This is a genomic window from Flavobacterium cupriresistens (assembly GCF_020911925.1).
Classification (GTDB): Bacteria; Bacteroidota; Bacteroidia; order Flavobacteriales; family Flavobacteriaceae; genus Flavobacterium; species Flavobacterium cupriresistens.
Genome location: NZ_CP087134.1, coordinates 2024669 through 2039359, shown reverse-complemented (window position 1 = coordinate 2039359; position 14691 = coordinate 2024669). Strand labels below are relative to the sequence as shown.

The 14691-nt window shown below is 37.6% G+C and carries 11 protein-coding genes and 2 pseudogenes; 12 read left to right on the top strand and 1 reads right to left on the bottom strand.

The features are described 5' to 3' along the window. Positions 1–157: 157 nt before the first annotated feature. The 12 genes and pseudogenes from LNP23_RS09095 (at position 158) to groL (ending at position 12874) form a co-directional block, all read left to right on the top strand. Entirely contained in the window at positions 158–1747 is a 1590-nt protein-coding gene (locus tag LNP23_RS09095) for a glycerol-3-phosphate dehydrogenase/oxidase (RefSeq protein ID WP_230004640.1), read from the top strand. Between the two features lie 16 nt (positions 1748–1763). Next, positions 1764–3260, top strand: coding sequence for a glycerol kinase GlpK (gene glpK, locus LNP23_RS09090; protein ID WP_047778523.1), 1497 nt, complete (start codon positions 1764–1766; stop codon positions 3258–3260). A gap of 25 nt (positions 3261–3285) precedes the next feature. Continuing rightward, on the top strand, positions 3286–4017 hold the full coding sequence (locus LNP23_RS09085) for an MIP/aquaporin family protein (protein WP_230004639.1): 732 nt from the start codon (positions 3286–3288) through the stop codon (positions 4015–4017). An 836-nt stretch (positions 4018–4853) separates the two neighbouring features. Further along, the gene (gene miaB, locus LNP23_RS09080) at positions 4854–6299 is read left to right on the top strand and encodes a tRNA (N6-isopentenyl adenosine(37)-C2)-methylthiotransferase MiaB (RefSeq protein ID WP_230004638.1); all 1446 of its coding nucleotides are present in this window, start codon (positions 4854–4856) and stop codon (positions 6297–6299) included. 87 nt (positions 6300–6386) lie between these two features. Further along, positions 6387–6893 (top strand): YcxB family protein, encoded by a 507-nt coding sequence (locus tag LNP23_RS09075; RefSeq protein ID WP_230004637.1) that lies wholly within the window; start codon positions 6387–6389, stop codon positions 6891–6893. A 68-nt stretch (positions 6894–6961) separates the two neighbouring features. Next, positions 6962–8221, top strand: coding sequence for a sigma-54 interaction domain-containing protein (locus LNP23_RS09070; protein WP_047778412.1), 1260 nt, complete (start codon positions 6962–6964; stop codon positions 8219–8221). 143 nt (positions 8222–8364) lie between these two features. Beyond that, complete coding sequence (locus LNP23_RS09065; protein WP_230004636.1) at positions 8365–8868, top strand: LptE family protein; 504 nt, start codon at positions 8365–8367, stop codon at positions 8866–8868. Positions 8869–8965: 97 nt separating this feature from the next. Further along, positions 8966–9142 (top strand): annotated as a pseudogene (locus LNP23_RS23040) (tetratricopeptide repeat protein); the annotation flags it as partial. Between the two features lie 726 nt (positions 9143–9868). Beyond that, positions 9869–10405, top strand: a pseudogene (locus LNP23_RS22935) (tetratricopeptide repeat protein); the annotation flags it as partial. A 3-nt stretch (positions 10406–10408) separates the two neighbouring features. Then, positions 10409–10750 (top strand): preprotein translocase subunit SecG, encoded by a 342-nt coding sequence (gene secG / locus LNP23_RS09055; protein WP_047778410.1) that lies wholly within the window; start codon positions 10409–10411, stop codon positions 10748–10750. 138 nt (positions 10751–10888) lie between these two features. Beyond that, complete coding sequence (locus tag LNP23_RS09050) at positions 10889–11164, top strand: co-chaperone GroES (RefSeq protein WP_047778409.1); 276 nt, start codon at positions 10889–10891, stop codon at positions 11162–11164. 81 nt (positions 11165–11245) lie between these two features. After that, complete coding sequence (groL, locus tag LNP23_RS09045; protein WP_047778408.1) at positions 11246–12874, top strand: chaperonin GroEL; 1629 nt, start codon at positions 11246–11248, stop codon at positions 12872–12874. A 243-nt stretch (positions 12875–13117) separates the two neighbouring features. Here the strand turns inward: groL and LNP23_RS09040 are convergent, their stop codons facing one another. Beyond that, positions 13118–14647 (bottom strand): SulP family inorganic anion transporter, encoded by a 1530-nt coding sequence (locus tag LNP23_RS09040; RefSeq protein WP_230004634.1) that lies wholly within the window; start codon positions 14645–14647, stop codon positions 13118–13120. Positions 14648–14691 lie beyond the last annotated feature (44 nt).

Here is a 14691-nt window from a genome sequence, read left to right as displayed (position 1 = left end):
GATTTTTAACACTCAAAATCGCATAAGTTACATTAAAACAGATACAATTCTTTGCTCCTTTTTAACAGCAATCATATCTGCTCTCTATTCACTTCCGCTTCATTTGGTTTCGTTATATTTGGTATTCAAAATAAAATCAAACTAAAAAAAGCATAGGATGAAACGAACAGAACAGCTAACAAAACTAAAACAAACTCAGGAATGGGATGTTATAGTGATTGGAGGTGGTGCAAGCGGACTCGGGACTGCCCTTGATGCCGCAAGCAGAGGATACAAAACCGTTTTGGTTGAAGCAGTAGATTTTGCAAAAGGTACTTCCAGCAGAAGCACTAAATTAGTTCATGGCGGCGTTCGTTATCTGGAGCAGGGAAACATCCCTTTAGTACAGGAAGCTTTAAAAGAAAGGGGGTTACTGGCGCAAAATGCAGGTCATTTAGTCAAAAATCAATCCTTTGTGATCCCCAATTACAACTGGTGGGGCGGTTATTTCTACACCATCGGCCTTACGGTTTATGATTTGCTGGCGGGAAGATTAAGTTTGGGACGATCGAAATACATTTCAAAAGAAAAAACCTTAGCACTTCTGCCTACCGTAGAACAAAAAAACCTAACAAGCGGCGTTGTTTATCAAGACGGCCAATTTGATGATTCCCGTCTCGCCATAAACATTGCACAAACTGCAGTAGAAGAAGGCGCTTGTCTTCTAAATTATTTCAAAGTCGTCAATCTGTTAAAAGACGACCACAATCAGGTAACAGGTGTACAGGCAATTGATCATGAAACCGGTATTAAATACGATATAAAAGGAAAGGCTGTCATCAACGCAACCGGTGTTTTCACCAACGCGATAATGAAACTAAACGACACGGTGTACAAAAAATATATTGTTCCAAGTCAGGGCATTCATTTGGTATTTGACAGTTCCTTTTTACCGGGTGATCAGGCCTTGATGATTCCAAAAACAAGTGACGGAAGAGTTTTGTTTGCGGTGCCCTGGCACAACAAAATAGTAATAGGAACGACTGATACTTTAATTAAAAAACACAGCCTCGAACCCATTGCACTCGAAGCAGAAATCGAATTTATTTTAGAAACCGCCCAACGCTTTTTAACAAAAAAACCGACACGTGCCGATGTGCTGTCTGTTTTTGCCGGACTAAGACCCTTGGCCGCACCAAAAGAAGAAGGAAAAAGCACCAAAGAAGTATCCAGAAGTCACAAAATCATTGTTTCTGAAACCGGATTAATCACCATAACGGGCGGGAAATGGACCACCTACAGAAGAATCGCTGAAGACATTATAGACAAAGCCATTGCGGTACATAGTCTACCTAAAAAGAAATGTAAAACAGAACAGCTCTCCATTCACGGAAATATCAAAACGGATTCCGCAGCACGAGCAAATCATTTGTATATATACGGAACTGATATTCCTAAAATAGCAGAATTACAAAACATGGAACCCGAATTAAAAGAAAAACTACATCCGGATTACGACTATACGATGGCAGAAGTTGCCTGGTCTATTCGCTATGAAATGGCCCGAACGATAGATGATGTACTAGCGAGAAGAGTTCGTTTGTTATTTTTAGACGCACGGGCAGCCATTAGCTGTTGCGAAAAAGTAGCGCAGTTACTGGCGAAAGAACTCGGTCATGACGAAATATGGATTCAAAGACAAATAGCCGAGTTCAAACATCTTGCCAACGGATTTTTATTATCCGATTTTCACGAAAAACAAACCTAACCACATATCCACCATTATGCAAAATAAATTAATCTTAACATTGGATCAGGGAACCACTTCGTCGAGAGCCATCGTGTTTAATCATGATGGCGAAATTGTGAGCATTTCTCAAAAACCTTACGAACAGATTTTTCCAAAACCGGGATGGGTAGAACACGATCCAAATGAAATCTGGTCTTCCCAAATCAGTGTTGCAGCCGAAGTGATTGCAAAAGTGGGAATTTCGGGAAGAGAAATCGCGGCAATTGGAATCACGAACCAACGCGAAACCACCATTGTCTGGGACAGAGAAACCAGCGAACCCTTGTACAATGCCATTGTTTGGCAAGATCGCCGAACAGCCAAGTATTGTGATGAATTAAAAGCAAAAGGGCATTCCGATATGATCCAGGAAAAAACAGGACTGATACTGGACGCCTACTTTTCCGGAACCAAATTAAAATGGATTTTAGACCATGTTGAAGGCGCACGTGAAAAAGCTGAACAGGGAAAACTGTGTTTTGGAACTGTAGACACCTGGCTTATTTGGAAACTAACGCGTGGCAAAATGTTCATGACCGATGTTTCTAATGCGAGCAGAACCTTATTATTAAACATTCATACCTTAGAATGGGATGACGAATTACTCGAATTATTTGACATTCCAAGAGCCATGTTACCCGAAGTAAAACAAAGCAGCGAAATATATGGCGAAACCAGCACCACGTTATTTTCCTCAAAAATTCCGATTTCGGGTGTAGCCGGAGATCAGCAGGCAGCCCTTTTTGGACAATTGTGCACCGAACCCGGAATGATGAAAAATACGTACGGCACCGGTTGTTTTATGCTAATGAATACCGGAGACAAACCTGTTTATTCTAAAAACAATCTCTTAACCACCATCGCCTGGAAGATAAACGGCAAAACAACTTATGCGCTGGAAGGAAGTGTTTTTGTAGGCGGAGCGGCCGTACAATGGCTGCGCGACGGTGCAAAAATGATTAACTCATCAGACGAAATCGAAGCCTTAGCGGCAAGTGTTCCGGACAATGGCGGTGTTTATTTTGTCCCTGCCCTGACAGGATTAGGTGCCCCGCATTGGGATCAATATGCAAGAGGAGCTATTTTAGGTATTACCAGAGGAACAACCAGCGCACATATAGCACGTGCCACTTTAGAAGGGATTGCCTATCAGGTATATGATTTAGCAAAATCAATGGAAGCGGACTCGGGAAATGCAGGAACAGAATTAAGAGTCGATGGCGGAGCTGTTGTCAACAATCTAATGATGCAATTCCAATCTGATTTATTTGGTTTTAAAGTAATACGTCCAAAAACACTCGAAACAACAGCACTGGGCGCCGCCTATCTGGCCGGATTAGCCGTAGGGTATTGGAAAAGTGTAGACGAATTACAAAAACAATGGTCGGTTGACAGAGTCTTTTCTCCCGAAATGCCAAAAACAGAAGTAGACCAACTCGTACACAACTGGAACAAAGCCGTGGGACGCACGACTAAATGGATTGAAGATTAATCTACCAACCTCAAAAAACACAAAAATGACCCCATTTACAGCAGAAATAATAGGTACCATGCTTCTTATACTACTAGGAAACGGTGTGGTAGCAAACGTAGTTTTAAAAGACACCAAAGGCAACAACTCAGGATGGATTGTTATTACCACAGCTTGGGCTTTGGCTGTTTTCGTAGGCGTTCAAGTTGCAGGTCCGGTGAGTGGCGCACACTTAAATCCTGCCGTAACAGTTGGTTTGGCCATAGCAGGAAAATTTTCATGGGCATTAGTGCCTTCCTATATTATCGCTCAGCTAATTGGCGCAATGGCAGGAGCATTCTTGGTCTGGCTATTTCATAAAGATCATTTTGCAGCCACAGAAGATGAGGGGGCAAAATTGGCTTGTTTTAGCACCAGTCCCGCAATCAGAAATCCTTTTTCGAATCTTATCAGTGAAATAATCGGCGCTTTTGTACTGGTCTTTGTGATCTTTTATTTTTCCGATCCCAGCATTTCATTAGCCAGTGATCCTTCTGCAAAAATAGGATTAGGTTCGACAGGTGCGATTCCTGTTGCTTTTTTGGTTTGGGGCATCGGCCTGTCCTTAGGAGGAACTACGGGTTATGCGATCAATCCAGCTCGTGATTTAGGTCCTCGAATTGTACACAGCCTTCTTCCCTTCAAAGGAAGTAGCGATTGGAGTTATGCCTGGATTCCCATTGCAGGACCACTTTTGGGTGCTTCTTTGGCCGCATTCTTATTCGGAATTTTAAATTAGTCCATTCAGATCATTAGTTCTCTTATCCCTAATATTAAAAAAATTACACCTTGTTTTCCGAATTAAAATGAGATAAATCTCCAACAAAAATTAAAAGATTTGCAAAAGTATCATTTTGAATTGCCTCTTGCTTTAGCTCAAAGTCATTAAGTTAAGGATTGTCAAAAAAAGTCTCACGCAGATTTCAGCGGAATGGAATCAAAAAAAATCCGCAGAATCCGCAGAATCTGCGTAAAAAAATCTCTTACCTTAATGACATTGAGCTATAAATAAATAGATAAAGAACCATAATTGACTTTAGCCAAACTGGTGCTTATTTTGGCTAAAGCCATTAAACTCTTAAATCAAACTATACTCCTCCAGCTAAAGCAGGAGGCAATTCAAAATAATGCCTCCTGCTTCCTAGAATTACAAAATTTTATACCAATTATTTTTTGCAAAAGTATCATTTTGAATCTACCCCTACTTTAGCTCAATGTCATTAAGTTAAGGATTGTCAAAAAAAGTCTCACGCAGGTTTCAGCGGAATGAAATTAAAAAATCCGCAAAATCCGCAGAATCTTCGTGAAAAAACCTCTTACCTTAATGACATTGAGCTTTAGTCAAACTGGTGCTTATTTTGACTAAAGCCATTAAATCCTTAAATCAAACCATACTTCCCCAGCAAAAGCAAGATGCAATTCAAAATAATGCAATCTATAGTGCCCTTGAAACTGCTTTTTTAAACTCAAAAAAAGCACAAAAACAATGTTAAATCTTCATCTGACATCTTGTCATAATCATTCAAATAATTGTACCTTTGCCACCTTATTAAAATTCACTTCTGAAAGTGCCTTATGGAAAAGATTATTGAAGAAAGCAAACAGGGCGAAAGTCTTGTTTTAGAAAATAAACCTGAGAATACCAAAAAACTTTTTATAGAGAGTTACGGTTGTGCGATGAATTTTTCGGACAGTGAAGTCGTAGCTTCCATTTTATCACAAGGCGGATATAACACCACTTCGGTTTTAGAAGAAGCCGATCTGGTTTTAGTAAACACCTGTTCTATCAGAGACAAAGCCGAACAAACGATTCGCAAACGTCTGGAGAAGTATAATGCTGTAAAACGAATTAATCCAAAAATGAAAGTGGGCGTTTTGGGCTGTATGGCCGAACGTTTGAAAAGTCAGTTTTTGGAAGAAGAAAAAATAGTCGATCTTGTTGTTGGTCCGGATGCTTATAAAGATTTACCAAATCTATTGGCAGAAGTTGAAGAAGGTCGTGACGCTATCAATGTAATTTTATCGAAAGAGGAAACTTACGGAGATATTTCACCCGTTCGTTTAATGAGTAACGGAATCACCGCTTTGGTTTCGATCACACGTGGTTGCGATAATATGTGTACGTTTTGCGTGGTACCTTTCACCCGTGGACGTGAGCGCAGCCGTGAACCGCAAAGTATCATGCAAGAAATTCAAGACTTATGGAGCAAAGGCTTTAAAGAAATTACGCTTTTAGGACAAAACGTTGACAGTTACCTTTGGTATGGCGGCGGTCTAAAAAAAGATTTCGTAAATGCTTCTGAAATGCAAAAAGCAACAGCAGTAGATTTTGATCAATTGCTTGAAATGGTTGCAGTTGGTTTTCCTAAAATGCGTATTCGCTTTTCGACTTCAAATCCACAGGATATGCACGAAAGCATTTTGCACGTTATTGCAAAATACCCGAATATCTGTAAACACATTCACTTACCGGTTCAATCGGGAAGTAACCGAATTCTAAAAGAAATGAATCGTCTGCATTCGCGTGAAGAATACATGGCTTTGATTGATAAAATCAGAGCAATTGTTCCCAATGCATCGATTTCACAAGATATGATTGCCGGTTTCCCAACAGAAACCGAACAAGATCACGAGGATACAATGAGTTTAATGGAATATGTGAAGTATAATTTTGGTTATATGTATTCGTATTCAGAGCGTCCCGGAACTTTGGCAGGAAGAAAAATGGAGGATGATGTTCTCGAAGAAACCAAAGCCCGAAGATTGCAAGAGATTGTTGATTTACAACAAAAACACGCCTGGTTCCGTTCTGAAGAGTTTATCGATCAAACGGTAGAAGTTTTAGTCGAGAAGGTTTCTAAAAAATCAAAAGAAGAATTCTCAGGCAGAAACTCTCAAAGTATCACAGTAGTTTTCCCGAAAGAGAATTATAAAATTGGGGATTTTGTGAATGTAAAAATCACAAGCTGCACCAGCGGAACTCTTAAAGGAGAGGCTGTGGGGTATTCTGGGATGAATTAGATTGTTTCAGGTTTCAGGTTTCAGGTTATTTCCGTAATTTGAGACGTATGATTTAAATTAAATAATCAAGTTGTTAAGAATTTAAAAATGGAATACGAAATCATAATAAAACCAAATTATACGCTCAAGGAATCTTTAAATTTTACATTTAGAAATCTATTTGCGAAATGGAACGTAAAGATTGTATTATTAATCGCTACATTAATTTTATTAATTGATCTTATACATTTATTTCAAATTTCTGAAATTATTATTTTCCCGAATGGAATTCCGCTTTTCAATATACTTTTTCCATTTATTATATTTTTAATTGTTCCTATTTCCATTTATTTGCTTTTAAAAAAAACTATTCGCAATGAATTAAACCAACAAACCCATTATATTTTTAATGTTGATTGCTTTAGAATAAAAAAAGACCTTTCTGACGTAAAAAAACCTTGGAATCTTTACGAATCGATTCTGGAAACTAAAGATTATTTTCTAATTAAACAGAACAAATACCAAACTGATTTTTTTCCAAAACGTTTCTTCTCAGAACAACAAGTAATTGATTTTAGAGAATTAATTAAGACATTAGATATAAAAAAAGTTTAATAAGTTAGGTTTTAGTTACTAAACAAACTTAAAACCTGAAACAAATAAAAACTTGAAACAAAAAATATATGGAGACCGTTCAAGCAATAAAACAACGTTTTGAAATTATTGGAAATGATCCAAAATTAAACCGCGCTATTGAAAAAGCAATTCAGGTTGCTCCTACCGATATCTCCGTAATGGTAACGGGAGAAAGTGGTGTTGGTAAAGAAAATATTCCACGAATCATTCATTCGCTTTCGCACAGAAAGCATGGTAAGTATATTGCCGTAAACTGTGGAGCTATTCCGGAAGGAACTATTGACAGTGAACTTTTCGGCCATGAGAAAGGCGCTTTTACAGGAGCGACGAGCACCCGTGAAGGGTATTTTGAAGTGGCAGACGGCGGAACAATTTTTCTCGATGAAGTGGGTGAATTACCACTAACCACTCAGGTTAGATTACTCCGTGTTCTTGAAAACGGAGAGTTTATAAAAGTAGGATCTTCACAAGTTCAAAAAACCAATGTGAGAATCGTTGCGGCAACCAATGTCAATTTGTTCAATGCAATCGAAAAAGGAAAATTCCGTGAGGATTTGTACTATCGTCTGACTACGGTTGAAATAACCTTGCCGCCTTTGCGTGAAAGAAACGAAGACATCCATTTATTATTTAGAAAATTCGTGGCCGATTTTGCACATAAGTACAAAATGCCGCCTTTGAAATTAGATGATGATGCTGTTCAGTTGCTGCAAAAATTCAGATGGAATGGAAACATTCGTCAGTTGCGAAATGTAGCCGAGCAGATTTCTGTTTTAGAAACCAATCGCGATATTACCTTATCTACTTTACAATCTTATTTACCTACGGAAGGAAGTAATTTACCTTCGGTAATTAGCGATAAGAAAAAAGAAAGTGATTTTAGTACGGAAAGAGACATTTTGTACAAAGTCCTTTTTGATATGAAAAGTGATCTGAATGATTTGAAAAAGCTCACTTTAGAATTAATGAAAAACGGCAGTTCAAAAGTGCAGGATATCAATCCTAATTTAATTCAGAAAATATACGGCTCACAGGAAAATGAAAGTGAAATTGATTTTGAAGAAGAACCAAGAACAGCTGTCATGACACCAACCGCCCGCGAAGACAATTATCGCATGCAGGATGACAACAATTATCTCGATGCCGAAACAATTGAAGAGGAAGAGATTTTACGTCTGGAACAAAAAGAAATCGAAATGATCAAAAAGTCATTAGAGAAAAACAAAGGAAAACGTAAAGCTGCCGCTGATGAATTAGGTATCTCAGAACGAACTTTATACCGAAAAATCAAACAATTCGACTTGTAGATAAAAACTAAATTCCAAAAAATAAATTCCAAATTCCAAATTGGTATATTTGAAAAAAAATTGAAAACTCACAATTCCAAAACGGCTCTCGCCCAGAATTGGAATTTGGAATTTCAAAAAATTGGAATTTTTCAAAAATTATTATGAAAAAAATATATTCTCTCTTAGCTCTAATCAGCCTCTTTTTATTAAGTGGTTGCAATGTTTACAATTTCACAGGAACAGGACAAATTGAAGGCAAAACGTTTCAAGTTAACTTCTTCCAGAATAATGCTGCTCTGATTGAGCCGGGAATCGACAGAGATTTTACTTTGGCTTTACAGGATTTAATTCAAAATCAAACCAATCTAAACTTAGTCAGCACTGGCGGGGATTTGGTTTATGAAGGAGAAATTGTAGATTACAGAACTACTCCAATGACAGCAACCGCCGACCAACAAGCGGCTCAAAACCGTTTAACGATTCGTATCAATGTTCGATTTACCAATAGAAAAAAGGAAGCGGATGATTTTGAAAGAACATTTGAATTCTACAAAGATTATCCGGGAACAGAGCAATTGGTAGGTTCTAATTTAAATTCTGCTATTAAAGAGATTTACGACAGAATTACCCAGGATATTTTTAATGAATCCTTGGCAAAATGGTAGTTTTGGTTCAACCGTCACATCTCTTATTCATTAAAATGATGTAACAATAACCTTCCCGATTAAACAAATAAACAATTCGACGATTAAACAAAAAGAAATGAACGTAACTGATTATACATACCTAATAAACAAACCCGATGCTATTACCGAAAAGCAAACGGAAGGATTAGGCAATGTTCTGAATGAATTTCCGTATTTTCAAAGTGCAAGAGCATTACGATTAAAAGGACTTTATGATCAGAATAGTTTTAAGTATAATTATGCTCTAAAGGTTACTGCAGCTCATACTACAGATCGTTCTGTATTATTTGACTTTATTACTTCTGAGAATTTTGTATCCATTCAAAATGACTATTACGATCAAAAACTGCTGGATCTTTTAAACATTACTGTTTTTGAAAGTGAAATTGTTTTACCCGAAATCCAAAAAGTTCCGGAGATCCGAATCGATCCAATCGAACAATCTATACTGACTTCAATAAGACAGGCTACAACTGTTGTTTTTGAAGAGTCGGTAAAAACAGAAGAGCAACCTGTTATTGAACAGCCTGTTATTATTCCAATAAAAATAGAACCGGAGGTCATTTTTGAAGAACTGATAAAAACCGAAGAACAGCCTGCTATAATTGTTGTTGAGCAACCTTTAACTCCTGCAAAAGAAGAAACCGAAGTTGTTTTTGAAGAATTGGTGAAAACAGATGAACAAACTGTTCCAACCTATATAAAGGAAGAAACCCAAGAGCAAGTTATACCTTCTGCCACAGAACAACCTGTTGCTGTTCCTGTAGAAGAAGAAATACTTACTGTAATTGAAGAACCAATACAAACCGAAGAACAACCTGTTGTAACTTCTACACCGGAAGAGCCTTCAATTGTTGCTGAAGAAACAGTAACAATTCCAGACGTTCGTGTTGAACCTATTGCGGAATCTGACTTTATTTCTTTGAAAGAAGCCACAACCGTTGTTTTTGAAGAGGTAATAATTACGGAAGAATCAGAAGAAACAGAAGCTCGAGAAACCGTAAAAATTGCGGAAGAAAATCTGGAAATCGGAAAACCGTTGGATTTTTCTGTTAACGAAAAACATTCCTTTCAGGAATGGCTGCAACTATCCAGAACAGAACCAATTGACCGAACTAGTGAAGGTCCACAAGAAAACACGGAACCCGTAAGCGAAGTTGAGAAGACTCCTGAACCTGTTGTTGAAGTTACTGTTCCAATTGAAGAAACAGAAACAATAGAGGACGAGAAAAAGAAAAAAGCGGAATTAATTGATAAATTTATCGAAACAAATCCGAAAATCGCACCGGTCAAGTCCGTAGCAGCCACTACCACTACTCAATTTGACATCAATAAGGAAGAGAATCCATACCTGATGACAGAGACTTTAGCCAGAGTCTATTTGGAACAAAAGAAATATACAAAAGCAATCCAAGCATATGAAATATTAATTTTGAAATATCCAGAAAAAATTAGTTTCTTTGCAGACCGCATATCGGATATAAAGATTTTACAACAAAATAACAATAACAATTAAACAATGAGCACATTTTCAATTTTTTTAGTTTTAATCACAATAGTTTGCTTTCTATTGATCGTAGTAATTATGGTACAGAATCCTAAAGGAGGCGGATTGTCTTCTACAATTAGTGGGACTCAAATGCTAGGTGGAGTACAAAAAACGACAGACTTTTTAGATAAAAGTACTTGGACGTTAGCTACTATCTTAATTGCTTTAATTTTACTTTCAAGCTTAAGCTTTACAGGATCATTAAGTGATACTGACTCTAAACTTATTGAGAAAACGGAAGCTCCTGCTGCCAAAACACCAGCTGCTCCGGCTCAACAAACTCCTGCTCCGGCAGCTCCTGCAACAAAATAATAATTTTGATATAAAATTGAAATGCCAGCCTGTCAAAGCTGGCATTTTTTTTAGGAAATAATGTCAGTTTTTGAAGCATGGCATAATTTCTGAAAGTTTTTGAACATTAAAAAGTATAACCTAAATATAAATAAAATTATGGCTTTAAATATTAAACCGCTTTCTGACCGCGTACTTATCGAGCCTGTTGCAGCTGAAACTAAAACTGCTTCAGGAATCTTTATTCCAGATACTGCCAAAGAGAAACCACAAAAAGGTACTGTAGTTGCAGTTGGAAACGGATCTAAAGATCACACTATGACTGTAAAAGTTGGTGACACTGTTCTTTATGGTAAATATGCCGGAACAGAATTAAAACTAGAAGGCACTGATTATTTAATCATGCGTGAAGAAGATATTCTTGCGATAATCTAAAAATAAAAGTAAGTAATAAATAGTAAGAGTGAAGTACTACGGTAACTTGAAACAACTCAAACTTTAAACAAAAAACAAAAAATGGCAAAAGATATAAAATTTGATATTGAAGCACGTGACGGATTAAAACGTGGTGTTGATGCATTGGCAAATGCTGTAAAAGTAACTTTAGGACCTAAAGGTCGTAACGTAATTATCGGGAAATCATTTGGTGGACCAACGGTTACTAAAGACGGTGTTTCTGTTGCAAAAGAAATCGAATTAAAAGACCCATTAGAAAATATGGGCGCGCAAATGGTTAAAGAAGTTGCTTCTAAAACCAATGATTTAGCCGGAGACGGAACTACAACGGCTACTGTTTTAGCTCAGGCTATCGTAAAAGAAGGTTTGAAAAACGTTGCTGCAGGTGCCAATCCAATGGACTTGAAACGTGGTATCGATAAAGCAGTTGAAGCTATCGTTGCGGACTTAGCAAAACAAGCTAAAGTAGTTGGAAGTGATTCTGATAAAATCAAACAAATTGCTTCTATCTCTGCAAACAATGACGAAGTTATTGGTGATTTGATCGCTACTGCTTTCGCTAAAGTAGGTAAAGAAGGAGTAATTACTGTTGAAGAAGCTAAAGGAACAGATACTTACGTTGACGTTGTGGAAGGAATGCAATTTGACAGAGGATACCTTTCTCCATATTTTGTTACAAATCCAGAGAAAATGGAAGTTGAATTAGATTCTCCATACATCTTATTATACGATAAAAAAGTATCTTCTTTAAAAGAATTACTACCAGTTTTAGAGCCAGTTGCTCAATCAGGAAAACCATTATTGATTATTGCTGAGGATGTTGACGGAGAAGCTTTGTCTACTTTGGTAGTAAACAAATTACGTGGAGCCTTAAAAATTGCTGCTGTAAAAGCGCCAGGTTTTGGAGACAGAAGAAAAGCAATGTTAGAAGACATCGCTATCTTAACCGGTGGTACTGTAATTTCTGAAGAAAGAGGATATACCCTTGAAAACACTACTATCGAAATGTTAGGAACTGCAAAAAGAGTTTCTATCGATAAAGACAACACTACAATTGTAAGTGGTGCAGGTGAAGCGGATATCATCAAAAACCGTGTGAACCAAATTAAAGGTCAGATGGAAACTACAACCTCTGATTATGACAAAGAAAAATTGCAAGAGCGTTTGGCTAAATTAGCCGGTGGTGTTGCTGTTCTTTATGTTGGAGCTGCTTCTGAAGTAGAAATGAAAGAGAAAAAAGACAGAGTTGATGATGCTTTACACGCTACTCGTGCTGCTGTTGAAGAAGGAATCGTTGCCGGTGGTGGTGTTGCCTTATTAAGAGCTAAAGCGGCTTTGGCTGACTTAAAAGCAGATAATGCTGACGAGGCTACAGGAATTCAGATTGTATCTCGCGCTATTGAATCTCCACTTAGAACTATCGTTGAAAATGCAGGTCTTGAAGGTTCTGTAGTAGTAGCTAAAGTTGGTGAAGGTTCAGGTGATTTTGGATACAACGCTAAAACAGATGAATATGTAGACATGTTAAAAGCAGGAATTATCGATCCTAAAAAAGTAACTCGTGTAGCACTTGAAAACGCTGCATCTGTTTCAGGAATGATCTTAACTACAGAATGTGCCTTAATTGATATTAAAGAAGAAAACGCTGGCGGAATGCCAATGGGTGGCGGTATGCCGGGAATGATGTAATCGTTCTTAACTTCTAACACTAAAAAACGCCAAATAGAAAATTCTATTTGGCGTTTTTCTTTTATCTATAATCGAAACAACTATATATTTTAATCTTGTTATTTTATGTTTTTAAAAGCTTTGGGAAGAAGTTTTGCGTTGTTTTTTGCCACGAATTACACGAATTCCCACGAATTTCTCTTCAAATCATTGCGCACAGATTAGTGCAAATTGGTCTAATTCGTGTCACTTAAAAAAAATCAATTAGCTCACCACCTTATAAGTTGGATCTTCAATTACATTTACCTTAATCACAGCAGCTGCATTTTTAAGTAATATTCTGCAATCCTCACTTAAATGTTTTAACTCGATTACTTTACCTAATTCGTTGTATTTTCTGGTCAGATTATTTACAGCCTCAATCGCAGACATGTCCGCGATACGGCTTTCTTTAAAATCAATAATCACTCGATTGGGGTCATTTTGTATATCGAATTTCTCCATAAAAGTGGCTATTGAGCCAAAGAACAAAGGACCATAAATTTCATAATGTTTCACACCATCAGCATCCATAAAATGTCTGGCGCGGATTCTTTTAGCGCTTTCCCAGGCAAAAACCAGTGCAGAAACAATTACACCAATCAAGACCGCCAAGGCCAGATTGTGCAGTAAAATAGTAATTACTGCGACCAGAATTCCAACGAAAATATCGTGTTTGGGCATCTTGTTTATAATCCTCAAACTGGACCACTCAAAGGTCGTAATTGCTACCATCATCATAACTCCCACCAAAGCGGCCATTGGCAATTTACCGATTACGGGAGCACCAAAAAGTATGATTACTAAAATGGTTAATGAAGCAATAATTCCCGAAAGTCTGGCTCTGGAACCTGCCGAAAGATTTACCAAAGTTTGCGCAATCATCGGGCATCCTCCCATTCCGAAAAAGAAACCATTCAGGATATTAGAACTCCCTTGTGCAATACATTCCCTATTGCTGTTACCACGTGTTCCGGTGATTTCGTCCACTAGATTAAGGGTTAGCAAACCTTCTGTTAAACCTACCGCTGCCACGATTACGGCGTAGGGAAATATTATTTTAAAAGTTTCAAAAGAAAGTGGAATATTTGGAATATGAAACGGAGGAAATCCCCCCTGAACCGAAGCAATATCCTGAACTGTTTTAGTCTCAATATTAAACACTAAAACAAGGACAAAAACTACCAATATCGCGACCAAAGATGCCGGAACTGCTTTGGTAATTTTAGAAAAAAGCAACACTATACCCACTGTAAGTACCGTCAATCCTGCCATAACATACAAAGAAGTTCCCTGAAGCCAGGTTGTTTGCCCGTTTACAATGGTTTTAAATTGTTCTAACTGTGACATAAAAATAACAACCGCAAGACCATTCACAAAACCAAACATCACAGGTTGTGGAACCAGTCTGATGAACTTTCCAAATTTAAAAAGTCCGATAGCAATTTGTACTACTCCTCCCAGTGCGACGGCTGCAAAAACATATTCTATTCCGTGTGATCTCATCAAGGCGATCAAAACAATCACCGTTGCTCCTGCACCACCCGAAATCATTCCGGGTCTGCCTCCAAAAACAGCTGTCACCAAACCTGCAATAAAAGCTGCGTACAAACCGGCCAAAGGAGGAAATCCGGCGAGAATTGCAAAAGATAATGATTCGGGAATCATCGTCATCGCCACCGTTAAACCTGCTAAAATTTCATTTTTATAATTAACCTTTTGTGAAAAGTCAAAGAGGGAATATGCTTTTTTCATAAGAGCACAAATTTAAAAAATTATGTGCATAAACAGAAGAAACT